Genomic DNA, 22,270 nt, shown 5'->3' on the forward strand with positions numbered 1-22,270 from the left:
AGCCCGTATAATGCGCAGCCAACTAAGATTTGCAAGCCGGAGATCAATCCATGCGTCCAGCAGGCCGTAATGCACACCAGGTGCGCCCCCTCACTTTCACCCGCAACTACACCAAACATGCTGAAGGTTCAGTGCTGGTGGAATTTGGTGAGACCAAAGTACTGTGCACCGCAACGGTGGAAGAGGGCGTGCCGCGCTTCCTGAAAGGACAGGGCCAGGGATGGATCACCGCTGAATATGGCATGCTGCCGCGTTCAACCCATACCCGTAACCCGCGTGAAGCGGCCAAGGGCAAACAGGGCGGCCGTACCCTGGAGATTCAGCGCCTGATTGCGCGTTCGCTGCGTGCCGCGGTTGACCTGAAAAAGCTGGGCGAGTTCACCATCACCCTCGACTGCGATGTATTGCAGGCTGACGGCGGCACGCGCACGGCATCCATCAGCGGTGCTTGTGTGGCGCTGGCCGATGCGCTGAATGCGCTGGTAGCCGCCCGCAAGCTGAAAGCGAACCCGATGAAAGGGCTGGTTGCTGCCGTGTCCGTGGGGATCGTTAAAGGCGAAGCGCTTTGCGACCTGGAATATGTCGAAGACTCCGCCGCAGAAACTGACATGAATGTGGTGATGACCGAAGATGGCCGCATGATTGAAGTGCAGGGTACCGCCGAAGGCGAGCCGTTCAGCCATGAGGAGTTGCTCTCCCTGCTGGCGCTGGCGCGCGAGGGGATTGATACTATTTTCACAGCGCAGAAAGCGGCGCTTGAGCAATAAGATTTTTAAGGCGGCGATGAGTCGCCTTTTTTATGGCCCATTTGCGGGGCATGTGCGATCAGTCATTAATGAGGAGAGAGACCATGAAAGCCTATCAGCGCACATTTATTGAGTTCGCGCTTAATAAACAGGTTTTGAAGTTCGGCGAATTTACCTTGAAATCGGGCCGTACCAGCCCCTACTTCTTTAATGCCGGCCTGTTTAATACCGGGCGTGATTTGGCGCTGCTGGGGCGCTTCTATGCAGAAGCCCTGATGGACTCCGGAATTGATTTTGACCTGGTGTTCGGGCCGGCCTACAAAGGCATTCCGATTGCGACCACGACCGCAGTGGCATTGGCCGAGCATCATGAGCGCGATGTGCCTTACTGTTTCAACCGCAAAGAAGCCAAGGATCATGGCGAAGGCGGCACGCTGGTAGGCAGCCCGCTGCAGGGGCGCGTGATGCTGGTGGACGATGTGATAACCGCCGGGACGGCCATCCGTGAGTCGATGGAGATCATCAATGCGCAGGGTGCGACACTGGCCGGCGTGTTGATCTCGCTGGATCGCCAGGAGCGCGGACGTGCCGAGATCTCTGCTATTCAGGAAGTGGAGCGCGACTATCACTGCAAAGTGATTTCTATCATTACGCTCAATGATCTGATCGTCTACCTCGAAGAGAAACCGGAGATGGCTGACCATCTTGCGGCAGTGCGCGCCTATCGCCAGCAGTACGGCGTCTGAGTCCGGCACGCTGCCGGGTATAAAAAAGGGCCTTACGGCCCTTTTCTTATTTCAGCGTCACTGCAACTGGCTGGCGATCAGCGGCCAGCGGTGATCAAAGTCTTGCGTCGGCCGGTAGCGGAAATCAGAACGGACATAGCGCGACAGCATCCCTTCGCAGAGTGCCAGCATCTGGCTGACCAGCAGCGCCTCGTCATGACTGAACGCCGTTCCCTCACGCAATTTACGTTCGCGTAGCACTTGCCGTAACTGCGCCTCAATCCGTTCAAACAACTGATTGATGCGGGCCTGCAACCGGTCTTGTTCAAACATCAGCGCATGGCCGGTCATGATACGGGTCAGGCCTGGGTTACGCTCCGCAAAACCAAGAATTAATAACAGGATCAGGCGCAGCCGGGCAAGGGTCTCTTTTTCATCCTGCAAAATCAGGTTGATACGGCTGATCAGGCTGTCTTCAATAAACTCAATCAGGCTGTCAAACATCTTGGTCTTGCTGGGAAAATGCCGGTACAGTGCCGCTTCGGAAACGCCCACGGTGGCGGCGAGTTTGGCGGTGGTGATGCGCTGACTACCGTCACTGGATTCCAGCATCTGGGCCAGAGCCTGTAAAATTTCCTCGCGCCGGTTCCTTTTATTTTCTTTTTCTGCCATATCCAGAGAGATCCTTGCTAATAACGGCGTTAATCAACGAAAACCCACAACCTTGCCGCATGAGTTCAGAAAACTCTGCGGCTTATAAAAAGAGAAGTAATGAGTGGCAGGTATTTTTAGGTAAAGCGGTGTTCACTGTCGCGGACGGGCACGACGCGCTACAGGATTACTGGCGGCCGGAGTGGCCGAAACCGCCTTCGCCCCGTTCGCTGCTGTCAAACGCGTCAACAAGGTTGAACTCTGCCTGAACCACCGGCACAAACACCATCTGTGCAATACGCTCGCCCGGCTCAACAGTGAAGGCGGTCTGGCTGCGGTTCCACACCGACACCATCAGTTGCCCCTGATAGTCAGAGTCAATCAGGCCCACCAGGTTGCCCAGTACCACGCCATGTTTATGGCCCAGCCCGGAACGCGGCAGGATCACCGCCGCCAGTGAGGCATCAGCGATATGGATGGCCAGGCCGGTCGGCAGCAGGGCTGTCTGGCCCGGTGCCAGTTCAACGGCCGCGTCCAGGCAGGCGCGCAGGTCAAGGCCGGCGGAGCCGGGGGTGGCGTAAGTCGGTAAGGGGAAGTCCTGACCAATACGCGGATCAAGAATCTTTACGTCGATTTTTTTCATCATAACGGCTGACAATCTCGTCTAGTAACTGTTGGCCAAGGAGGGTTTTATCAGCGTGCGGCAAACGCACATCCCCTTGCTGCCAAAAAAGGTGCAGGGCGTTGGTATCGCTATTGAAACCATGCCCGGCCAGTGAAATATCGTTAGCGCAAATCAGGTCGAGGTTTTTGCGTATCAATTTTTGTCGCGCGTATTCTTCCACATTCTGGGTTTCGGCGGCAAATCCCACGACAAACGGGCGACGTACCGCCATCGCGGCGACACCGGCCACGATGTCCGGGTTTTTGACCATTTTCAGCGTGATTTCATCGCCTTGCTTTTTGATTTTCTCCGGGGACACTTGGGCGGCGCGGTAGTCTGCCACTGCGGCACACCCGATAAAAATCTGCTGGTCGCCAGCCTGTTTCATCACTTCCTGTTCCATCTCTAATGCGCTGGTGACGTCAACGCGGGTCACCCCCGGCGGGGTCGGCAGAGACACCGGCCCGGCCACCAGCGTGACCTGAGCACCGCGTGCGGCGGCCGCCTGGGCGATGGCAAACCCCATTTTGCCGGAGCTGTAGTTGCTGATGAAACGCACCGGGTCCAGCGCTTCGCGCGTCGGGCCGGCGGTGAGCATTATCTTCAGGTGTTGCAGATCCTTTACGGGCGAGAAGTGTTGCACCGCCCGTTCGACGATCTCCAAAGGATCGAGCATCCGGCCGGGGCCGACATCCCCACAGGCCTGGCTGCCGCTGTCCGGCCCCCATAACAGGACGCCGCGCTGCGCCAGTGTCGCCAGGTTGGCCTGCGTGGCGGGCGCACGGTACATCTGCTGGTTCATGGCCGGTACGGCGGCAACCGGGGCCGCGGTGGCCAGGCAGACGGTGGTCAGCAGGTCATTGGCCATGCCGGCGGTGACGCGTGCCAGCAGATCGGCAGTCGCCGGCGCCATGATCACCAAATCAGCCCATTTTCCAAGCTCAATGTGCCCCATTGCCGCTTCGGCTGCCGGGTCCAGCAGGTCATCTGACACCGGGTGGCCGGAGACCGCCTGCAGGCTGAGTGGGGTAATAAAGGCCTTGGCGGCGCTGGTCAGCACCACCCGCACCTCGGCGCCGCGATCCCGCAGCCGGCGCACCAGCTCAGGGGATTTATAAGCCGCGATACCGCCGCTGACGCCAAGCACAATATGTTTACCGGTAAGTCCCGCCATTATGGTTGTCCGATTTTCAGCCATTAATGCGCGCATTTTAGCATAACCACCGGGCAGAACCGCTACCGCGTCCGGCCCATGGCCGGGAAAGATAAAGTCTGGAAAGCGGCTCGCAAAGTCAGCCACCGGGTGTCGCGTTCCGTGGGACTATCGCTATGATGGCGCTCTTAAACCGGGAGGAGGGCAAGAGGAATGGCCTGGAATGAGGGCATGCCACCGCGTGAAAAGCTGCTGAAATACGGCGCAGGGCACTTAACGGATGAGGAGTTGCTGGTGATTTTTTTACGCACCGGCTACCCCGGCACGCATGTCACGGTACTGGCGCGGCAATTAATGGCGGAGTTCGGTTCCCTCCATGCGCTGATGACAGCCGATTATTCAAGACTGGCGGGTTGCGACGGCATCGGCGAAGCGAAATATGCCCAGATAAGCGCGGTGTCTGAACTGGCGCGGCGCAGTGTTATCCGTCATCTGGCCTGCGGCGATGCCCTGCGTTCACCGGAGGTGGTGACGCGTTATATCCAGGGAGTATTGGCGCGCCGTGAACGGGAGATTTTCCTTGTGCTGTTTCTGGACAATCAACACCGGCTGATTCGCCATGAAGAGATGTTTGCTGGTACTATTGATTGCGTCGAGATCCATCCACGGGAAATTGTCCGGGAAGCAATGAAGGCTAATGCAGCCGCGTTAATTCTCGCGCATAATCACCCGTCGGGTAAGGCTGAACCCAGCCAGGCCGACAGAATAATAACCGAACAGGTGATAAAAGCCTGCCAATTACTCGATATCCGCGTGCTGGACCATCTGGTGATCGGTAATGGTGAATCGGTCTCTTTCGCCGCGCGCGGCTGGATTTGAGCCCTTTTTTCGCGATCCTTCGGGATCTTTAGCTGTTCGGGACTTGAGCACATACGCTTCAGAGCGTATACTACGCCACCTTTGAGAATCTTGGGTTTGGCGTTAAGAGCCTATCTCAGCAGGTTTCTGACCTGATGACGGTTTTTACACCTGATGATGACGAGTCTTCTCAGTGAAATTTGCTGAGATGGGCTCTAAAGCCTGACGAGGCGGCCAAATCCTATACGAAGCTCGAGCTGATTTGATTTTTGGAGAATAGACATGTCCCGAGTCTGCCAAGTTACTGGCAAGCGCCCGGTGAGCGGTAACAACCGTTCCCACGCAATGAACGCGACCAAACGCCGTTTTCTGCCGAACCTGCACTCTCACCGTTTTTGGGTTGAGGGCGAGAAGCGCTTTGTAACTCTGCGTGTATCTGCTAAAGGTATGCGTGTTATTGATAAGAAGGGTATTGAAGCGGTCTTGGCCGATCTCCGTACCCGCGGTGAGAAGTATTAAGGAACTGAATCATGGCTAAAGGTGTTCGCGAGAAGATCAAGCTGGTTTCTTCTGCTGGTACTGGTCACTTCTATACCACCACGAAGAACAAGCGTACTAAGCCGGAAAAACTGGAACTGAAGAAATTCGATCCAGTTGTCCGTCAACACGTGATCTACAAAGAAGCTAAAATTAAATAATTTTAGTGGATTAATAAAAAACCCGGCTTCGGCCGGGTTTTTTGTTTTTATGAAGCCGCCACAGGCACCCAGCCTGACGGGGCGGCGTTTATCAGTTCAGTAAACGGGAGCCTGCATGCCTGAATTACCTGAAGTTGAAACCAGCCGCCGCGGCATCGAGCCTTTCATGGTCGGCCATACCATTCAACATGCCATTGTCCGCAACAGCCGCCTGCGCTGGCCGGTCTCCACCGAGATCATGGCGTTAAGCGACCAGCCGGTGCTCAGCGTGCAGCGCCGGGCCAAATACCTGCTGATTGAGCTGCCGCGTGGCTGGATTATCGTGCATCTCGGGATGTCCGGCAGCTTGCGGATGCTGCGGGAAGAGCACGAACCAGGCAAACATGACCATGTCGATCTGGTGATGGATAACGGCTACGTGCTGCGTTACACCGACCCGCGCCGCTTCGGTGCCTGGCTGTGGTGTGAAGACCTGACCACCAGCAATGTGCTCGCCCATCTGGGGCCGGAGCCGCTGGATGATGAGTTCTCCGCAGAGTATCTGTTTGAAAAATCGCGTAATAAGCGCACGCTGGTCAAACCCTGGCTGATGGATAACAAACTGGTGGTGGGCGTGGGGAACATCTATGCCAGCGAATCGCTGTTTATGGCCGGGATTGCACCGGACCGGGCGGCCGGTTCCCTGTCACACAGTGAAGCTGCGCTGCTGGTGACCACCATCAAAGCGGTGCTGCAACGCTCGATTGAGCAGGGCGGGACGACGCTGCGTGATTTTCTTCAGTCGGACGGCAAACCGGGCTATTTCGCCCAGGAGCTGCAGGTGTATGGCCGGGCGGGTGAGCCTTGCCGGGTGTGCGGTTCACTGATTGAATCCGCACGCCACGGGCAGCGCAGCACCTTCTTCTGCCCGCGTTGCCAGCAGTAGTCAGGCCAGTTTCTGCTTCAGCGCCTGTGCGACAGGCGCCGGCAAAAATGGGTCGATTTCGCCACCGTGGCGCGCCACCTCTTTCACCAGCGTAGAGGAGAGGAAGCCCCACTGTTCGGACGGCATCAGGAACACGGTTTCCAGCGTTGGCAGCAGGTGGCGGTTCATGGCGGCGAGTTGCTTCTCATATTCGAAGTCAGTAACGGCCCGCAAACCACGGATCAGGATGTTGGCCTGCTGCTGTTCGGCAAAGTGGGCCATCAGGCTGCTGAACCCCACCACCTCCACATTAGGCAGGTGCGCCAGCGCCTGCTGGGCCAGTGCCACCCGCTCCTCCAGAGAGAACAGCGGTTTTTTGGCCGGGTTGGCCGCAATCGCCAGCACCACACGATCAAACATCACTGACGCACGGGTCATCAGCTCAAGGTGCCCATTGGTCAGCGGATCAAAAGTACCGGGATAGATGGCTTTATTGCTCATGATGGCTCGCTTGGTGGCTGGGTATGGCGCAGCGCCCAGAGGGTTGCGTACTTATTGAACGTGTATTGTGCATTGACCACCGCCAGCAGGAAACCCTGTTTTCCATCCAGGAAACCGGCGCGCAGCAGCCAGGTTTTACAGAACGCCCCGGCGGTGTGGCTGAGGATGGAGAGGAAGCTGCACCCTTTCCCTTGCTGGTAGCGCTGTTGCGCCCAGTCCCGCGCATACCCCAGCTGTTTTTGCTGGAACGCCGGCAGGTCACGGCAGGTCAGGTGCAGTAAATCCCCCGGCAAGGGGATGACGCGCGCGCCCTGCGTCTCCAGCGACTCATGCACCAGATGGTCGTTGTAGCGGTATTTCCGCGCGTCATATAAACGCACAACGCGATCCGGGTACCAGCCGCTGTGGCGCATAAAGCGCCCGAGGAACAGGTTGCGCCGCCCCAGGCTGTACACCGCGCCCTCGTCCGGCGCCTGCAATACCTGCTCAATCGCCTGGCGCAGGGGGGCACTGACCCGTTCGTCCGCATCGATCATCAGAATATAGTCGCCGGTGGCGTACTGCTGTGCCAGTTGGCGCTGTTTACCGAAGCCGGGCCACGCCTGGTTCTGGTAAACGGTGGCACCCGCCTGCCGGGCGACCTCGGCGGTGGCGTCCTGGCTGCCGGAGTCGAGCAGGATGATGTCGTCCGCCCATGCCACAGAGCGCAGGCAGTCCGGCAGCAGGTCGGCTTCATTTTTGGCAATCAGCACCACGGAAAGGCGTTTACGGGCGCTCATCAATGGCTCCGGGGCGGCAGGTAAGGCTCCAGCAGATGCAGCAGACGCTGGAGCGCCCCCTGATTCTGGTGCAGCACCTCAACGGCATGGCGGCCATAGTAGAGACGGTAATCTTCATCGGTCAGCAGAGTGGTGATCTCTTTCACCAGCGTTTCAGCATCGTTGACGGTGATCAGGCCGTCGGCCTCACTCAGCTTGGTACAGATATCTTTGAAATTAAAGGTGTGTGGCCCCATCAGCACCGGAATGGCATGGGCCGCTGCTTCCAGCGGGTTATGGCCGCCGCGCGGAACCAGGCTGCCGCCGACAAACGCGAGGTCGGCAATGCCGTACAGCAGCATCAGCTCGCCCATGGTATCGCCAATTACTACCTGGGTGCCGCTGTTCGGCAATTCGCCGCTGCTGCGCAGGGTATAGCTCATGCCGGCTTTGGCGGTGAGATCTTTGGCGGTGGAGAAGCGTTCAGGATGGCGCGGCACCAGAATCAGCAACAGATTAGGGAACTGGGCGAGCAACTGGCGATGCGCCTGCAACAGCACGCTCTCTTCCCCCTCATGGGTGCTGGTGGCGATCCACACCGGGCGATGCGGCGCCCACTGGCGACGCAAGGAGACCGCGCGTACTGCCAGTTCCGGCGTGACCGAAATATCGAATTTCAGGCTGCCGGTCACCGCCAGCTGGCTGCGTTTCAGCCCCAGCTCAATAAAGCGTTCACCATCTTCCTGATTTTGCGCGGCAATCAGCGTAATGCGGCGCAGCAGGGTTTTCATGAACCCGCCAATTTTCTGATAACCGGCGGCGGAACGGGCGGAGAGGCGGGCATTGGCAATCACCAGCGGGATCTCCCGCTGGTGCAGCGCACTGATCAGGTTAGGCCACAGCTCGGTTTCCATCACAATCACCAGCTTAGGGCTGACGCTGTTCAGGAAGCGGTTTACCGATCCCGGCAGATCATAGGGCAGGTACACATGGTGCACGTCTTTGCCGAAGGCCGACTGCACACGCTCGGAACCTGTCGGGGTCATTGTGGTCACAGTAATCGGCAATGAGGGGTAGCGGTGGCGCAGGGCGCGGACTAACGGGATCGCCGCCAGCGTTTCACCAACCGACACCGAATGCAGCATGATGCCGCCGGGTATTACTTTTCCTTCGCAGAAGCCATAGCGCTCTGCCCAGCGTTTGCGGTAAGCCGGGGATTTGCGACTACGTAACAGTAAGCGAATCCAGATCAGGGGTTGGATGAGGTAGAGTAATACCTGATATAAACGCAGCAACATTCTATCAAATTCATTTATATGGGGTAGCGTGAATAGTATCATACCTGCCGCCGAAAGGCGCTATCTTGCGCAGTCCGGGCGGGTGTCCGGGGCAGGCGACACTTTTTGCCGTAAAGGATAAAATGAAAAATATACTGATTATCCGCCGGGATAATATTGGTGATCTGGTTTGTACTACGCCGTTAATCGAAGGGGTGAAAACCGTTTATCCGCAGGCAACGATCTCTTTGTTGATTAATTCCGTCAGTAAGGATGTCGTTAAGAACAATCCCCATGTTGATCATCTTTTTATCTATAAAAAAGCCAAGCACCGCGATAAAAACCAGTCCGCGCTGGGCGTATATCTGGAGCGCGCCGCCATTCTGCTGAAATTACGCCGGGTAAAGTTTGACGCGGTAATTCTGGCCAATCCGTCGCCGTGCAAATATAGCCTGCAACTGGCGCGAATGGTGGGAGCGAAAAATATAATCGGCGCCGATCTGGGGCGTAAAGAAATAGCCCGGCCTTTCGGCAAATCAGACTTTTCCGGCCATCATCAGGTTGAGCGCACCTTCAGTTATTTAAAGGCCATCACGGATACCCCGCCGCCGATCCCGGCGGTGCGCGTCTACCCCACTGCGGACGAACTCACTGAGGCGGCCCGCCGCCGGGCCGCGTTGCTGCCGCCGGTGCAGAAACTCTATGGCATACACATCAGCAGCCGCAGCCCGAAACGCCGCTGGCCGGTTGAGCGTTATGCCGAGGTGATCGCGCGTATCGTGCAGCAGCCGGATGCCGGCGTGCTGATCTTCTGGTCGCCCCAGGGCACCCTGTCGCCCGATGACATCGGCGACCAGGCGCGGGCCGAGGCGCTGATGGCGCAATGCGGCTCAGACCGGGTCGCACTCTACCCGACCGCCTCGGTGCGGGAAGTGATTGCCGGTTTCAGCCTGTGTAACCCGATTCTGTGCAGCGACGGCGGGCAGATGCATCTGGCATCGGCGCTCGGGAAAAATACCGTGGTGTTTTTCGGGGATACGGATAAAGCCGCATGGCACCCGTGGTCAGGCGAGTACCATATTCTCCAGACCGCGTCTGGTGAATGTCAGGATATCAGCGTGGATGAGGCGTGGCAGGCGCTGGAAAAAAGCGCCCGGTAAAAAACGGCAGGTTTTGCCTGCCGGTAATCGCTCGTCAGCCGTGGTAAAGATCCAGATAACGGCGGCAAATCGCCTGAATGCTGTATTTTTGCAGCGCCTCTTCCCGGATCGGCAGCGGCTGCGTAAAGCCTTCGCGGATTTTCTCCGCCAGTGCCTCCTCCGTAAGCGCCGACAGGCCCCGGGCCATGCCGGTACTTTCCAGAATTTCATGCGGGCCGCCGGGGCAGTCAGTACTCACGACCGGCGTACCGCAGATCAGCGCCTCCACCAGCACATTGCCAAACCCTTCATTATCCGAGCTGAGCACCAGCAGTGAGGCGTGTTTAATCAGCGGGAACGGGTTCGCCCGGAAGCCCATGAAAATCACCCGGTCAGCGATACCGAGCTGCTGCGCCAGGTTTTTGATGGCGGCCGTGCGGGCATCGCTGCCGGTACCGGCCAGCAGCAGCGGGGCAGTGATGCCGGAAAGGGCGTAAGCCTTCAGCAGCCGGTCATGGCGCTTCTGTTCATGGAAACGCCCGACGTGAATCAGGTACGGCTTTCCGGCCCATTCACAGGGTTCCGCGGCGAGCTGCCGGATGGCGTCAATATCGAACGGGTTATTGATCACCTCACTGGCTTTCAATGTCAGCCCCAGGTTAGCGGTCAAATCCTCTGCCACCGCCTGAGACACGGAAATCATATTTTGATGCTGATAGACCTGCATCATCTTCCGCTTTTTCAGCCAGCGATCCAGCCCGGTGCGGTGGCCCAGATAGGTGCGGGAGAGCACACCATGCACGCAGAACCAGAGGCGGTCGCTGCCCAGCACCCGGCTGCGGCGCACGATGCGATCGGTTTTGTGCAGGTTGGAGATCGCCAGATCAAAGCGGCCGTGCGATTTTTCCAGTTGGCGGAGAACGGTATCCAGCGCGGCAGCGCGGCGTGACAATTCAGTAACCTTGCGCCACGGTGCGCGGCTGGTATCGGCAATCACCTGATAGTGAATCCCGGCCGGGATCGGATACGCACAGACATCCTGCAAGGAGAGCAGCGTTATCTGGTGGCCCATCTTCTGCATCCCCTCACACAGCGTCAGCACCACTTTTTCCGCGCCGCCGCCGCCGAGGCCATCGATCATCATTACTATGCGCATATCAGTCCAGAAGCCTTGAGTAGAGTGAAATCAGCTGTGCCGACAGGGCAGCAGGCGTGGCAGGCAGAATGCGTTGCCGGGCGGCTTCGCCCATTGCCGAGCCGGGCGCACAGGCCGGCAGGGCGCGGATCGCCTCCACCAGCGCCGCTACATCCAGCGCATCACAGACAAACCCGTTTTCCCCCTGGCGGATAAACTCCGCGCCGCCGCAGGTGTTGCTGGTGATCACCGGCAGGCCACAGGCCATTGCCTCAAGAATGACATTGGGGAAGGGGTCATAGAGCGTCGGCAGCAGCAGTGCGTCCGCGGCCTGATAGAACGGCAGCGTCTGTTTCTGGACGCCCAGAAAACGCAGGCGGTTCAGGCACCCCAGCGATTGCGCCAATGCGCGGTAGTGTTTCTCATCTTTGTCTTTCCCCACCACGATCAGGTAGCTGTCGGTGGCGGCCAGCGCCTGAATGGCGGCGGCCAGCCCTTTGCGTTCAAAGCCGGAGCCGACAAAAATCAAACAGTGCGCGCTGGCCGGCAGCGAGAGCTGCTGACGCAGAGTCTGGCGCACCGCCTCGTCAGCCGGTACAAACTTCTCACTGTCGATAGCGTTGTAGATCACCGAGATTTTCTCCGGCGGCACACCGAAATCCGCCACAATCTCGCGCTTGATCATCTCTGCATTGCAGATAACGGCCTTGAGTTCCGGCGCGGCATACATCGCCCGCTCGGCACACATCACATAACGGTGATAGCGGTCAGAAAACAGCAGTTTACGCCGCCACACCGGCAGCAGCCGCGCACGCTGCAACAGCCAGCGGCGGTGCACGCCGTCCCCGGCGCGATAGATGTCACAGCCGGCAATGCGTTCATGGCTCTGCACCAGGTCAAACTTTTCCCGCTGCCACAGGGCGCGGGCCGCCTCCGCAAAGCCGCGCTCACGGCTGATGCGGCCCCATTTCACCGGGTTACACAGGTGAATATGCCAGTTGGGCCGGGTGTCGCCCTGCCACTCGCGGGTGATCACGTTCAAATCCAGGTTCTGGTTATCCAGCGCGTCCAGTGCGCGGGCGACAAAACGTTCTGCGCCGCCATCCGGGCGGTATTTCTGGCGCACAATCGCCAAACGGAAAGGTGTCATATCAGGAGTTCCCGCGCGGCATTAATCACCGCGTCTGTCGGAATAAGGTTCAGGTAGCGCTGGTCAGTGCGGGTATCGATCGCATCCGGGTCAGGCAGGGTGCCGTAATCCCCGGCCCAGATGACCCGGCCGTTAACCCGCCAGGGCCGCCAGAAGGTCAGTTTTGAGGGGCCGAACAGCGCCAGGCACGGCGTACCGAGCGCGGCGGCCATGTGCATCGGCACTGAATCCACCCCGATAAACAGCCGCGCCCCATCAATCAGCGCGGCCAGCTGGCGCAGCGTCAGTTGCCCGGCCAGCGACACCAGCCCGGGCTGCGGGCAGAGCGCCTGAATCTGCGCGATCATCTTCTGCTCTTTGGCATCCGGCCCTGAGGTGAGCACAATGCGGTGGCCGTCGGCCAGCAGGGCGCGCAGCGTTTCGGCCATGTTCTCTTCGCTCCAGCATTTGAAGAACCAGCGTGACGTCGGCTGCACCACAATATAGGGGGCAGCAACCTGCTGAGCGGCCAGCAGCGCCGCCACTGCCGCCCGGTCATCATCGCGGTAGCTCATGGTGACGCGCTCATCCAGCGGGGCCAGCCCCAGCGGCGCGAGGATCGAGAGGTTCTGCTCCACCGTGTGCAGGCGGTTATGGCCGTCGGTCGATGCCAGTTGCGTATGGCAGGCGCGCCACAGCGGATGGCGGCGTTTCGGGAAATCAAACCCGATACGCACCGGCGCGCCGCTCAGGCGGGTGATCAATGCGCTGCGCCACTGATCCGCGAGGTTGACCACCAGATCGTACCGGCGGGCGCGGATCGCCCGGATAAGCCCGGCCTCTTTTTGCAGATGCTTGCGGGTGCCCAGCTTCTTCCATTGCCGGTCGATGGCGAAAATCGTGGTCACCGCCGGGTGCGCGGCCAGCATGTCACGCGTCTCCTGATACAGCAGCACATCAATCTCTGCCGCCGGGTAATGCTGATGCAGGGTATTGATAACCGGCGTCGTCAGTAACATATCGCCGTGGTGGCGCAGTTTGATGATCAGAATGCGCCGGACGGGGGCATTGGAGAGGTGAACTGCCGCGTTGTTCATAGTGATCGCTATTCAGGGGGCCAGCGGGTGATTCTAAATGACCCCCCGCCATGTGGCTACACTTCAAGGTGTTAAGCTCTGTCACAAAACGGGCACGGCCGCCTTTCCGGCAGCGGTGACGGCACATAATGCCATTTGCTCTGTGCCGCCCGCCTGCGTAACATGTTTCACTCCGCATTAACCGGGCTTAACTTTTTATGTCAAAACCTGCATTCCTCATCACCATCGATACCGAAGGCGATAATCTGTGGCAGAACCACGATCGGATCACCACCGAGAATACCCACTATTTGCCGCGCTTTCAGGCCCTGTGTGAGAAATACGGCTTCAAGCCGGTCTACCTCACCAACTATGAGATGGCGATGGATGCAGAGTATGTGGCGTTTGCGCGTGACGTGATTGCCCGCAACCAGGGCGAAGTGGGGATGCACCTCCACGCCTGGAACAGCCCGCCGATCGTGGCCCTGACAGATGACGACTGGCGCCATAAGCCCTACCTGATTGAGTACCCGGCTGACCAGATCCGCGCCAAAGTTGACCATATGACCAAACTGCTGGAAGACGCCTTCCAGACCAAAATGCGCAGCCACCGTGCCGGGCGCTGGGCGTTCAATGAGTATTACGCCTCGCTGCTGCTGGAGTATGGCTACCAGGTGGACTGCTCGGTCACGCCGCGCGTGAACTGGCGTTTCTCCCCGGGCGACCCGGCCGGGCAGGGCGGCAGCGACTACCGCCATTTCCCGGATGCCGCCTATTTCATCGATCCGCACAATATTGCCCGCGCCGGGAAGTCGACGCTGCTGGAAGTACCGATGAGCATCCAGTACAAACACTCCGGCCTGATGAACAGCATCAAGCAGGGGTATGACGCCCTGCGCGGCAAACAGCGCTCGCCGTCCGTGCATTGGTTGCGCCCTTCCGGCGGCAATCTGGCCACCATGAAATCGGTGGTGGAACGCACGCTGGCAGCGGGCAGTGACTATGTGGAGTTTATGCTGCACTCGTCCGAGTTTATGCCGGGCGGCAGCCCGACCTTTAAAAACCAGGAAGAGATTGAAGGCCTGTACCGCGAGCTGGAGGCACTGTTCAGCTGGCTGAGTGAGCGCACGCGCGGCATGACGCTGGCCGAGTATTACGACGCCACCCTGGCGGAACAGGCTTCCGGCAACAAGGCGGCAGTGAACTGATCATGGCCAAGAAATGGAAAACGTCCCTGACTAACGCGTTCTTACGCGGTTATGTGGCATTGACGCGCCGGTTGCAGGACCCGCGCACGCTGGATGCACAGCACGAGTTCCGTAGCATTGTTATCTATTCCACCACGGCGCTGGGCGATCTGATGTTCAACACCCCGGCGATCCGGGCGGTGAAGCAGCGCTACCCGAACGCCTTTATCACGCTGGTCTCCAGTGAGAAAAACCGCGGGCTGGTGGCGGAGAGCGACTATTTCGACGACGTGGTCTACTGGGATGAAAAGGTCAGGGACATCTTCAGCGTGGTAGGGCAGTTACGCCGCCATCAACCGGAACTGGCGATCATTCTGCATGCCAAGCCGCCTTACGATGTGCTGAGCGCGGTGCTGGCCGGTTGCCGTTATATCCTGAAAGATATTTACGGCGGCAAGCCGTGCGGGCTGGAGCGGTGGCTGGCGAACCCGTTCGTGCATTACAGCGGCCACCTGATCCAGCGCAAACTTGATCTGGTGGCGCGGCTGGGCTGCGATGCCTCTGATACCCACATGGCGATTCCGGTGCCGTTTCCGCTGCTGGAGAAAGCGCCCGGCAAAACGATTATCGGTTTCCAGATGGGGGCATCCGGGCAATTGCGTTGCTGGCCGGTTCCGCATTTTATCGCCCTGGCGAAACGGCTACTGGCGCTGGGGCCGGACTATCAGGTGGTGTTGATCGGCACCCGTAAGGAGGCGGCGCTGGAGCGCGAGTTTCTGGCGGGCATGACGGCGCAGGAGTTGCAGCAGGTGGTCAGCTACATCGACAAAACCGGGCTGAAGGCGCTGCTGGGCATCATGAAAAATATGGATGTGATGGTGACCGGTGACACCGGGCCGCTGCATCTGGCGATTGCGCTGAAAACCCCGACCGTGAGCCTGTTTGTTACCGCGAACCCGGCACACACCGGCCCCTATCAGGATCCGGCCTTGCACCGGGTGATCCATGTTCCGCTGACCACCAAAAACCTGACGCCGGAACAGCAGCGCCAGCCGCTCTGCATCATCAGCGCAGAAGAGGTATTTGAACGGGTGTGTGAGCTGTTGCCGAAAAGGTAGCGGTGACTAAAAAGTGACGTGCCGGGGCGCGGCAACGCCCCGGTAAAGCAGACGCTGAGAATTCAGCCTTTAGGGAAAAGGGCGCGCGCCGGCCAATTTTGCGTCATCACCACCGCAAACGGGAACCAGAACAGGTACCAGAATTCTGCCGGATTGCCGATGTTAAACATCCCCTGTGAGACATAAAAAATCAGCATAAAGATAAACAGTGATGCTTCCAGCCGCCGCCCTTCACGTACACACCGCAACGCCTGCTTTGCCCCATAACCTATCAACAGCAGCATGGTGGTAAACCCCACCAACCCGCCTTTCAGCAATGCGCCAAGATAGAGGCTGTGGGTGGTAGTGATGTACTCGCCGCTGTAGTTGGTAAAGCTCAGCTGATGGTCAAAACCGTAGCCAAAGAACGGCGCCGCGCCGATCAGCTGAAAGGAATGGTGCCAGATGCTCAGCCGCAGGTAGACCTGCACCGCCAGCGCCTCAAACCGCGTAATCATCACCTCGCCCAGCCCGCTGTAAGCAAAAAACGCCCCCAGCACCAGCACGGCCGCCCCGCACCACAGCAGGTTGCGGCGGGTAAACAGGCCGAGGTGTGAGGTCATCACCAGTGCCAGCAGCAGGGCAATGGCCGGGCCGCGGCTCTGGGTCAGCAACAGGGCGATAAACAGCAGCAGCGGCAGCAACAGCACTACGCGGCGCTGCGTGTCGCGGAACACCATCAGCGACAGAATAATGCCGATCGCAAAATAGCCGCCGACATCAATCACATTGTCCGGCCCCGGGCTTTTCAGCGTCATCAGCCGGTTGGTCAGGATATTCTGGTGATCGACGCCCATTAAAAACAGCGCCAGTACGGCGAAGCCGCAACAGATCGCCAGGTAGATGGCCGGGCGGTAACGGCTGTTCAACACCGTGACCAGCATCGCCAGGAAGGTCAGCAGGTAAACGCTGTGCGTCAGGGTGGATTCAATATTCAGCGGGTGCGCTGTCCACAGGTTACTGAGGGCGTAATAGACCAGATAGAGCGCGGCCAGCGCCAGGCCGGTCATCAGATGCCGGTTGGCGGTGAGCTGTTGGCGGAACAGCGGGCGACGCCACAGCAACAGCAAGAAGCTGACGGCCGCCAGATGGAACAGGTTGGTGACGCGGGTATAGCCACAAAATATGGCGCTGAAAAACAGAAACAGGGAGAAAAATGCAAACCAGAGCCGCTCCAGGGAGAGGCGCTCAGTTAAAAATGGCATGGTAATCGGCCTTCTCAAAAATAGACTCATCAATCGCGCTGTGTGGGGAGAGGTTAACCACCCGTACTGACTGCCGGCGCAAGGTGTCACCGGCATGGCGCAGGGAGGGCATCACCAGCTGCGTCAGGCTGTCAGCCAGGTAAGAGGGTTGTTTATTCTCTTCCGTTTCATAAAAGCGCGGCTGGTGGAAATTATTCATATCCAGGCCAAGAATGAATATCTCATCAAATCCCAAATACGCGGCGATCTGCAACGCCCAGTACACCACCGTACCGGCATCAAAAATGCCGTGGCGGATGTCGGTAGAAAAACCGATGTCCGGGCGGTCAGGCGCAAAATGGGCGCTGGGTTGCCCGGCATAAGCGGATTGCAACGCCTCCGCCTCAATTTTGGGCTGATAGATTTTGAAGGCGGCATCTTCGATCAGCGCCAGTTTGCACTTCACTGCGGCCAGGCCGTGCCGGTCAAGGATACGCGCAATGCCGTGCGCGGTGGTAAACAGCGTCAGCGCCGGGTCACGGATAATTTCCGCAATCACCTCCCGCTTCTGGTCATAAAAGCCCATATCCACCACCACATAAAACCGGAACCCGACCTGCTGTTGCAGGAACCAGGCGCCGTTCACCCCCATGGCCGGCAGCGGGGAGGGCGTTTTGAAGCGGATGGTTTTCACCGACGGCCCGGTGGCCGTCAGCAGCAACGGGCCGTGGCAACTGCCGCGCAATGCCGACAGGTCGGCCAGCGGGATCGGTTGGCCCTTATAACGCAGCGACGCGATCTCCCCGGTGGGCGCCCGGCCAATCTTCATGTAGGGCCAGAGATTTTCGTTGTGGCGAAAGGGGCGGGTATGGGTATAACGGTAGATCTGTTTAAAGAGGCTGCCCACTGATCAACTGCTCCGTTTCAAGACATTGGTACACCTGCGCGGCGCTGATGTCCGCCATGCTGTTGCCGCTGGCGGGGCGGCAGGCGATCTGGTTCTGCCCATAGCCGCCAATCAGTCCTGGGTCAGTCGGGCCATAGAGCGTGATGTTGGGCCTGTCCAGCGCGGCGGTCAGGTGGCTGAGGCCGGTATCCACCGACACCACCGCTTTCGCCCCGGCCAGCACTTTTGCCACATTTTCCAGCGTCAGCTTCGGCAGCACTTCCACATGCTCAAACCCGGCGGCCAGCCGCTGGGCGCGCTGGTGCTCATGCTCCGCGCCCCACGGCAATTTGACGCGCAGGCCGGTCGGTGCCACCTGCGCAATCAGCGCGCGCCAGTTTTCTTCCGGCCAGTGTTTGTCATCCCGGGTGGTGGCGTGCAGAAACACCAGATAACGCCCGGCATCGGCCGGCTGGTCACGCAGGAAGCGGGCGGCAATGGCGTAATCGCCCTGGGTGTCCGGTTTCGGGTAACCCAGGCTTTTGGCAAACAGCTCACGCGTGCGCTCCACGGCGTGCTGGCGCTTGTCGATGTCGTGGCGATGGTTGAAGAACCAGCTGGCAAACGGCTCGCGGGCGCTGGCCACATCCTGCCCATGTTTTTCGCCCCTGGCGAGCCGGGTGATCAACGCCGCGCTTTTCATCAGCCCCTGGGCATCAATCACCACGTCATATTGGCGGCTCTGAAGCTCACGCTTGAAATCACAACGCTGCTGGCGGGTTTCGGCACCGAACCAGTTTTTGCGCCAGCGGCGGATGGCGACCGGGATCACCCGATCCACCGCCGGGTGCCAGGCTGGGATCTGGCTGAACGCCTCTTCGACCGCCCAGTCAAATTGGATGCCGGGAAGGGCCTGCATGGCATCAGTCAGGGCCGGAAGCGTATGCAGCACGTCCCCCATTGATGAGGTCTTCACAATCAAAACGTGCATTAACTCTCCTTGCCCGAGGTGAGCAGGGTGTTCAACTCGGCAAAGACCTGCTCAGGCGTAATATCGATCAAACTCTGGTGATAGCCCTGATCGGCGTCCCCTTTGCGTACCTTGTGGTAGCCGGTAATCAGACGGATAACCCTGGACTGATGGGAGAGCGGCGGGGTGAAGTCCGGGCTGCTGGGGCCGTAAAGCGCCACCAGCGGGCGGTTAAGCGCGGCGGCCACATGCATCAGGCCGGAATCGTTGCTCACCACCGCGCGGCAGGCGGCGATCAGCACCACCGCCTGATCAAGCTGGGTTTTGCCCGCCAGGTTCAGGCAGTGCGCGCGGCCCTGTTCAGTCAATGCGGCGCGGATGTCCTCGCCTGCGGCGTGATCTTTGGCGGAACCAAACAGCACCACCTGATAGCCCTGCGCCACCAGAATGTCTGCCAGCGCCGCGTAGTGGTAGTGCGGCCAGCGTTTGGCCGGGCCGAATTCGGCACCGGGGCAGAAGCCGATCGCGGGGCGGTCAGCATGGATGCCAAAAGCCGCGGTGGTCGCGGCGATCTCCTGATCGGTCACCGCCAGTTGCGGCCAGAGCAGCGGTTGCGCCAGATCTTTCCAGCTGTGGACGTGCTTGCGCTCATAGGCCAATGCCACATAACGCTGCACCATCAGCGGGAACGCGGCTTTATCCAGCGTGCGGATATCGTTCAGCAGGCCGTAACGCATCTCGCCGCGCCAGCCGGTGCGTTGTGGAATATTGGCGAAAAACGGTACCAGCGCGGATTTGAACGAGTTCGGCAGCACATAGGCGCGATCGTAGCGCTTTTCACGCAGCGCCACGCCCAGGCGGCGGCGTTCGCCCAGCGCCAGTGCACCATGACCCAGCGGCATTGCCAGCGCCTCATTCACTTCCGGCATCCGGTCGAGCAGCGGACGGCACCAGGCCGGTGCCATCACGTCAATCTCTGCGGAGGGCGTCACGGCCTTCAGGGTACGGTAAAGGCTTTGCGACATCATCATGTCGCCTACCCAGGAGGGGCCGATAACCAGGATTTTCATACCGCTTCAGTTCCTTATGGCGGGGACTCAGACGGCGCGGTTCAGCCAGGCCATGTACTCAGCCACACCTTCTGCCACGGTTTTGAACGGTTTGTCGTAACCGGCGGCGCGCAGTTTGGTCAGGTCAGCCTGAGTGAACGCCTGATAGCGGCCTTTCAGTTTTTCCGGGAACGGGATGTACTCCACGCCCGCGCTGTTGTGGTGTTTCACTACCGCGTCAGCCACGGCCTGGAAAGATTCGGCCCGGCCGGTGCCGCAGTTGAAGATGCCGGAGACGCCGTTCTGCCAGAACCACAGGTTCACTGCGGCCACGTCGCCCACGTAGATGAAGTCACGCTGGAAGCCCTGGCTGCCTTCGAACAGCTTCGGCGCTTCACCGGCGTTGATCTGGTTATTCAGGTGGAACGCCACGCTCGCCATGCTGCCTTTATGACCTTCACGCGGGCCGTAGACGTTGAAGTAACGGAAACCACAGATCTGTGACGCCGCGTGCGGCAGGATCTCACGCACATACTGGTCAAACAGGAACTTGGAGTAGCCGTAGACGTTCAGCGGCTGCTCATACTGGCGCTCTTCAATGAAGTTGCCGTCACGGCCACCATACGTCGCGGCAGACGAGGCATAAAGGAACGGGATTTCGCGGTCAAGGCAGAAGTGCAGGATGTCTTTTGAATACTGATAGTTGTTGTCCATCATGTATTTGCCATCCCACTCGGTGGTGGAGGAGCAGGCACCTTCATGGAACACCGCCTCGATGTCACCCAGATCATCACCGGCGACGATGCTGGCGATAAAATCTTCTTTATCCACATAGTCCGCGATGTCCAGATCCACCAGGTTTACGAACTTGGTGCCGTCTTTCAGGTTGTCCACCACCAGAATGTCCCGGTACCCCATATCATTCAGGGATTTAACGATGTTGCTGCCGATAAAACCAGCGCCGCCAGTGACAATAATCATGGGGTTTACCTTTATTCAACTTGCCGGTGGAGCACCATGCCCCACGCTATAATGGGCAATATCATAGCACTTCACTTCCTGGCTGGCAGCGGGAAGCGGCTGAATATCCCTGATTGCTCACGTGAAGATCATTGAGCGGCGTGATATATGCTGCAAAAGTGACATTTGATCCCTGTTCTGCATCGTCAACCTGCCTGGCTGCCAGTAATATCTTTCGCGAAATGACCTATCCCGGAGATAACAGCATGTCGATGTCCTTCTACCAGCAGTTGGAAGACCAGCTTGAGGCCGCGCGCGCCGAGGGGCTGTATAAGACCGAACGGATTATTACCTCCGCCCAGCAGGCTGAAATCGCCCTGGCGGACGGCAAGCAGGTGATTAATTTTTGTGCCAATAACTATCTGGGGCTGGCGAACCACCCAGACCTGATCGCGGCGGCGGCCGCGGGCATGGAGAAACACGGTTTCGGCATGGCCTCGGTGCGTTTTATCTGCGGCACGCAGGATCTGCACAAGGCGCTGGAGCAGCGGCTGGCGGCGTTCCTCGGCATGGAAGATGCCATTCTTTACTCCTCCTGTTTCGATGCCAACGGCGGGCTGTTTGAAACCCTGCTGGGGCCGGAAGATGCGGTGATTTCCGATGCGCTGAACCATGCCTCCATCATCGACGGCGTGCGGTTATGCAAGGCGAAGCGCTACCGTTACGCCAACAATGACATGGCCGAACTGCGCGAGCGGCTGACGCAGGCCACGGCGGAAGGCGCGCGGCACATCCTGATCGCCACCGACGGCGTTTTCTCAATGGACGGCGTGATCGCCAACCTGAACGGCGTGTGCGATCTGGCGGAGGAGTTCAACGCGCTGGTAATGGTGGATGACTCGCACGCGGTCGGCTTTGTGGGTGAACACGGGCGCGGCACGCCGGAGTATTGCGGGGTGATGGACCGCGTGGACATTATCACCGGCACGCTGGGCAAGGCGCTGGGTGGGGCGTCCGGCGGCTATACCGCCGCGCGCAAAGAGGTGGTGGAGTGGCTGCGCCAGCGTTCGCGCCCCTATCTCTTCTCCAACTCCCTGGCCCCGTCGATTGCGGCGGCGTCGATCAAAGTGCTGGAGATGCTGGAACAGGGCGATGCCCTGCGTGAAAAACTGTGGGCCAATGCGGCGCTGTTCCGCGAAAAAATGACCGCTGCCGGGTTTACCCTGGCCGGGGCCGATCACGCCATTATTCCGGTGATGCTCGGCGAGGCACGGCTGGCGCAGGAGTTCGCCCAGGCGCTGCAACAGGAGGGCATTTACGTCACCGGTTTCTTCTACCCGGTGGTGCCGAAAGGGCAGGCGCGCATCCGCACCCAGATCTCCGCAGCGCACACCCCGGAACAGATTGAACATGCCGTGGCGGCGTTTACCCGCATCGGCCGGCAATTGGGCGTTATCGCATAA

The 22,270-nt window shown here is 59.2% G+C and carries 24 protein-coding genes; 10 read left to right on the forward strand and 14 right to left on the reverse strand.

What is annotated here, in order from left to right; all coding sequences use genetic code 11:
* Nucleotides 1-50 precede the first annotated feature (50 nt).
* On the forward strand, nucleotides 51-767 hold the full coding sequence (rph, locus tag CYR55_RS16540) for a ribonuclease PH (protein ID WP_101817468.1): 717 nt from the start codon (nucleotides 51-53) through the stop codon (nucleotides 765-767).
* Nucleotides 768-850: 83 nt separating this feature from the next.
* Nucleotides 851-1,492, forward strand: coding sequence for an orotate phosphoribosyltransferase (gene pyrE, locus CYR55_RS16545; protein ID WP_101817469.1), 642 nt, complete (start codon nucleotides 851-853; stop codon nucleotides 1,490-1,492).
* Between the two features lie 57 nt (nucleotides 1,493-1,549).
* Here the strand turns inward: pyrE and slmA are convergent, their stop codons facing one another.
* The 3 genes from slmA to coaBC all read right to left on the reverse strand — a co-directional run bounded on the left by slmA (nucleotide 1,550) and on the right by coaBC (nucleotide 3,960).
* On the reverse strand, nucleotides 1,550-2,143 hold the full coding sequence (slmA, locus tag CYR55_RS16550) for a nucleoid occlusion factor SlmA (RefSeq protein WP_101817470.1): 594 nt from the start codon (nucleotides 2,141-2,143) through the stop codon (nucleotides 1,550-1,552).
* Nucleotides 2,144-2,309: 166 nt separating this feature from the next.
* Entirely contained in the window at nucleotides 2,310-2,768 is a 459-nt protein-coding gene (gene dut, locus CYR55_RS16555) for a dUTP diphosphatase (RefSeq protein WP_072931508.1), read from the reverse strand.
* Complete coding sequence (gene coaBC, locus CYR55_RS16560) at nucleotides 2,737-3,960, reverse strand: bifunctional phosphopantothenoylcysteine decarboxylase/phosphopantothenate--cysteine ligase CoaBC (protein WP_101817472.1); 1,224 nt, start codon at nucleotides 3,958-3,960, stop codon at nucleotides 2,737-2,739. The genes dut and coaBC overlap by 32 nt, the downstream gene beginning before the upstream one ends.
* 192 nt (nucleotides 3,961-4,152) lie before the next feature.
* Between coaBC and radC the strand changes: the two genes are divergently transcribed.
* From radC to mutM, 4 genes are all read left to right on the forward strand, one after another.
* A complete protein-coding gene (radC, locus tag CYR55_RS16565; RefSeq protein WP_101817473.1) occupies nucleotides 4,153-4,818 on the forward strand; it encodes a RadC family protein in 666 nt (221 codons plus the stop codon).
* Between the two features lie 261 nt (nucleotides 4,819-5,079).
* Nucleotides 5,080-5,316 carry a 50S ribosomal protein L28 gene (gene rpmB, locus CYR55_RS16570; RefSeq protein WP_072931514.1) on the forward strand — a complete coding sequence of 79 codons (237 nt, stop codon included), beginning with the start codon at nucleotides 5,080-5,082 and terminating at the stop codon, nucleotides 5,314-5,316.
* Nucleotides 5,317-5,327: 11 nt separating this feature from the next.
* The gene (gene rpmG / locus CYR55_RS16575; RefSeq protein WP_004392084.1) at nucleotides 5,328-5,495 is read left to right on the forward strand and encodes a 50S ribosomal protein L33; all 168 of its coding nucleotides are present in this window, start codon (nucleotides 5,328-5,330) and stop codon (nucleotides 5,493-5,495) included.
* 115 nt (nucleotides 5,496-5,610) lie between these two features.
* The gene (gene mutM / locus CYR55_RS16580; RefSeq protein ID WP_101817474.1) at nucleotides 5,611-6,420 is read left to right on the forward strand and encodes a bifunctional DNA-formamidopyrimidine glycosylase/DNA-(apurinic or apyrimidinic site) lyase; all 810 of its coding nucleotides are present in this window, start codon (nucleotides 5,611-5,613) and stop codon (nucleotides 6,418-6,420) included.
* On the opposite strand, the gene coaD is transcribed toward mutM, so the two are convergent.
* From coaD to waaA, 3 genes are read right to left on the reverse strand one after another with little or no spacing between them, the layout of a single operon-like run.
* Nucleotides 6,421-6,900, reverse strand: coding sequence for a pantetheine-phosphate adenylyltransferase (gene coaD / locus CYR55_RS16585; protein WP_101817475.1), 480 nt, complete (start codon nucleotides 6,898-6,900; stop codon nucleotides 6,421-6,423).
* Nucleotides 6,897-7,679: a glycosyltransferase family 2 protein gene (locus CYR55_RS16590; protein WP_101817476.1), complete on the reverse strand. Its 783-nt coding sequence runs from the start codon at nucleotides 7,677-7,679 to the stop codon at nucleotides 6,897-6,899. Before CYR55_RS16590 ends, coaD begins: the two co-directional genes overlap by 4 nt.
* The gene (gene waaA / locus CYR55_RS16595; protein WP_101817477.1) at nucleotides 7,679-8,956 is read right to left on the reverse strand and encodes a lipid IV(A) 3-deoxy-D-manno-octulosonic acid transferase; all 1,278 of its coding nucleotides are present in this window, start codon (nucleotides 8,954-8,956) and stop codon (nucleotides 7,679-7,681) included. The genes CYR55_RS16590 and waaA overlap by 1 nt, the downstream gene beginning before the upstream one ends.
* 122 nt (nucleotides 8,957-9,078) lie before the next feature.
* Here waaA and CYR55_RS16600 point away from each other — a divergent pair, with 122 nt between their 5' ends.
* Nucleotides 9,079-10,095 (forward strand): glycosyltransferase family 9 protein, encoded by a 1,017-nt coding sequence (locus CYR55_RS16600; RefSeq protein WP_101817478.1) that lies wholly within the window; start codon nucleotides 9,079-9,081, stop codon nucleotides 10,093-10,095.
* A gap of 34 nt (nucleotides 10,096-10,129) precedes the next feature.
* Here CYR55_RS16600 and CYR55_RS16605 read toward each other — a convergent pair whose 3' ends face one another.
* Genes CYR55_RS16605 through rfaQ form a run of 3 tightly spaced genes read right to left on the reverse strand, consistent with a single transcriptional unit; the run spans nucleotide 10,130 to nucleotide 13,435 of the window.
* A complete protein-coding gene (locus CYR55_RS16605; RefSeq protein WP_101817479.1) occupies nucleotides 10,130-11,230 on the reverse strand; it encodes a glycosyltransferase in 1,101 nt (366 codons plus the stop codon).
* Between the two features lies 1 nt (nucleotide 11,231).
* Complete coding sequence (locus CYR55_RS16610) at nucleotides 11,232-12,359, reverse strand: glycosyltransferase family 4 protein (protein ID WP_101817480.1); 1,128 nt, start codon at nucleotides 12,357-12,359, stop codon at nucleotides 11,232-11,234.
* Nucleotides 12,356-13,435 carry a putative lipopolysaccharide heptosyltransferase III gene (rfaQ, locus tag CYR55_RS16615; RefSeq protein ID WP_101817481.1) on the reverse strand — a complete coding sequence of 360 codons (1,080 nt, stop codon included), beginning with the start codon at nucleotides 13,433-13,435 and terminating at the stop codon, nucleotides 12,356-12,358. The genes CYR55_RS16610 and rfaQ overlap by 4 nt, the downstream gene beginning before the upstream one ends.
* 197 nt (nucleotides 13,436-13,632) lie before the next feature.
* Here rfaQ and CYR55_RS16620 point away from each other — a divergent pair, with 197 nt between their 5' ends.
* Together CYR55_RS16620 and CYR55_RS16625 are read left to right on the forward strand one after the other, a co-directional pair.
* On the forward strand, nucleotides 13,633-14,622 hold the full coding sequence (locus CYR55_RS16620; protein WP_101817482.1) for a polysaccharide deacetylase family protein: 990 nt from the start codon (nucleotides 13,633-13,635) through the stop codon (nucleotides 14,620-14,622).
* Nucleotides 14,623-14,624: 2 nt separating this feature from the next.
* Nucleotides 14,625-15,719 (forward strand): glycosyltransferase family 9 protein, encoded by a 1,095-nt coding sequence (locus CYR55_RS16625; RefSeq protein WP_101817483.1) that lies wholly within the window; start codon nucleotides 14,625-14,627, stop codon nucleotides 15,717-15,719.
* A gap of 62 nt (nucleotides 15,720-15,781) precedes the next feature.
* Here the strand turns inward: CYR55_RS16625 and CYR55_RS16630 are convergent, their stop codons facing one another.
* The 5 genes from CYR55_RS16630 to rfaD are packed head-to-tail and all read right to left on the reverse strand — an operon-like array spanning nucleotide 15,782 to nucleotide 20,828.
* Nucleotides 15,782-16,963, reverse strand: coding sequence for an O-antigen ligase family protein (locus tag CYR55_RS16630; protein WP_101817484.1), 1,182 nt, complete (start codon nucleotides 16,961-16,963; stop codon nucleotides 15,782-15,784).
* Entirely contained in the window at nucleotides 16,947-17,849 is a 903-nt protein-coding gene (locus tag CYR55_RS16635) for a sugar glycosyltransferase (protein WP_101817485.1), read from the reverse strand. The genes CYR55_RS16630 and CYR55_RS16635 overlap by 17 nt, the downstream gene beginning before the upstream one ends.
* Nucleotides 17,833-18,819, reverse strand: coding sequence for a lipopolysaccharide heptosyltransferase RfaC (rfaC, locus tag CYR55_RS16640; protein WP_101817486.1), 987 nt, complete (start codon nucleotides 18,817-18,819; stop codon nucleotides 17,833-17,835). The genes CYR55_RS16635 and rfaC overlap by 17 nt, the downstream gene beginning before the upstream one ends.
* Complete coding sequence (rfaF, locus tag CYR55_RS16645) at nucleotides 18,819-19,868, reverse strand: ADP-heptose--LPS heptosyltransferase RfaF (RefSeq protein ID WP_101817487.1); 1,050 nt, start codon at nucleotides 19,866-19,868, stop codon at nucleotides 18,819-18,821. Before rfaF ends, rfaC begins: the two co-directional genes overlap by 1 nt.
* Nucleotides 19,869-19,895: 27 nt before the next feature.
* Nucleotides 19,896-20,828, reverse strand: a complete 933-nt coding sequence (rfaD, locus tag CYR55_RS16650; protein WP_101817488.1) for an ADP-glyceromanno-heptose 6-epimerase — start codon at nucleotides 20,826-20,828, stop codon at nucleotides 19,896-19,898.
* 245 nt (nucleotides 20,829-21,073) lie between these two features.
* Between rfaD and CYR55_RS16655 the strand changes: the two genes are divergently transcribed.
* A complete protein-coding gene (locus tag CYR55_RS16655; RefSeq protein WP_165699616.1) occupies nucleotides 21,074-22,270 on the forward strand; it encodes a glycine C-acetyltransferase in 1,197 nt (398 codons plus the stop codon).

Source organism: Chimaeribacter californicus (genome assembly GCF_002858675.1).
Lineage (GTDB): Bacteria > Pseudomonadota > Gammaproteobacteria > Enterobacterales > Enterobacteriaceae > Chimaeribacter > Chimaeribacter californicus.

Bases quoted from the DNA above. Each gene is read 5' to 3' on its own strand.
- coaD (WP_101817475.1), bottom strand. From the start codon at position 6,900: ATGAGCAATAAAGCCATCTATCCCGGTACTTTTGATCCGCTGACCAAT.
- pyrE (WP_101817469.1), top strand. From the start codon at position 851: ATGAAAGCCTATCAGCGCACATTTATTGAGTTCGCGCTTAATAAACAG.
- waaA (WP_101817477.1), bottom strand. From the start codon at position 8,956: ATGTTGCTGCGTTTATATCAGGTATTACTCTACCTCATCCAACCCCTG.
- rph (WP_101817468.1), top strand. From the start codon at position 51: ATGCGTCCAGCAGGCCGTAATGCACACCAGGTGCGCCCCCTCACTTTC.
- coaBC (WP_101817472.1), bottom strand. From the start codon at position 3,960: ATGGCGGGACTTACCGGTAAACATATTGTGCTTGGCGTCAGCGGCGGT.
- rpmB (WP_072931514.1), top strand. From the start codon at position 5,080: ATGTCCCGAGTCTGCCAAGTTACTGGCAAGCGCCCGGTGAGCGGTAAC.
- CYR55_RS16610 (WP_101817480.1), bottom strand. From the start codon at position 12,359: ATGACACCTTTCCGTTTGGCGATTGTGCGCCAGAAATACCGCCCGGAT.
- CYR55_RS16590 (WP_101817476.1), bottom strand. From the start codon at position 7,679: ATGAGCGCCCGTAAACGCCTTTCCGTGGTGCTGATTGCCAAAAATGAA.
- rpmG (WP_004392084.1), top strand. From the start codon at position 5,328: ATGGCTAAAGGTGTTCGCGAGAAGATCAAGCTGGTTTCTTCTGCTGGT.
- CYR55_RS16655 (WP_165699616.1), top strand. From the start codon at position 21,074: ATGTCGATGTCCTTCTACCAGCAGTTGGAAGACCAGCTTGAGGCCGCG.
- CYR55_RS16630 (WP_101817484.1), bottom strand. From the start codon at position 16,963: ATGCCATTTTTAACTGAGCGCCTCTCCCTGGAGCGGCTCTGGTTTGCA.
- slmA (WP_101817470.1), bottom strand. From the start codon at position 2,143: ATGGCAGAAAAAGAAAATAAAAGGAACCGGCGCGAGGAAATTTTACAG.
- rfaC (WP_101817486.1), bottom strand. From the start codon at position 18,819: ATGCACGTTTTGATTGTGAAGACCTCATCAATGGGGGACGTGCTGCAT.
- rfaF (WP_101817487.1), bottom strand. From the start codon at position 19,868: ATGAAAATCCTGGTTATCGGCCCCTCCTGGGTAGGCGACATGATGATG.
- CYR55_RS16620 (WP_101817482.1), top strand. From the start codon at position 13,633: ATGTCAAAACCTGCATTCCTCATCACCATCGATACCGAAGGCGATAAT.
- radC (WP_101817473.1), top strand. From the start codon at position 4,153: ATGGCCTGGAATGAGGGCATGCCACCGCGTGAAAAGCTGCTGAAATAC.
- rfaQ (WP_101817481.1), bottom strand. From the start codon at position 13,435: ATGAACAACGCGGCAGTTCACCTCTCCAATGCCCCCGTCCGGCGCATT.
- CYR55_RS16625 (WP_101817483.1), top strand. From the start codon at position 14,625: ATGGCCAAGAAATGGAAAACGTCCCTGACTAACGCGTTCTTACGCGGT.
- rfaD (WP_101817488.1), bottom strand. From the start codon at position 20,828: ATGATTATTGTCACTGGCGGCGCTGGTTTTATCGGCAGCAACATCGTT.
- mutM (WP_101817474.1), top strand. From the start codon at position 5,611: ATGCCTGAATTACCTGAAGTTGAAACCAGCCGCCGCGGCATCGAGCCT.
- dut (WP_072931508.1), bottom strand. From the start codon at position 2,768: ATGATGAAAAAAATCGACGTAAAGATTCTTGATCCGCGTATTGGTCAG.
- CYR55_RS16600 (WP_101817478.1), top strand. From the start codon at position 9,079: ATGAAAAATATACTGATTATCCGCCGGGATAATATTGGTGATCTGGTT.
- CYR55_RS16605 (WP_101817479.1), bottom strand. From the start codon at position 11,230: ATGCGCATAGTAATGATGATCGATGGCCTCGGCGGCGGCGGCGCGGAA.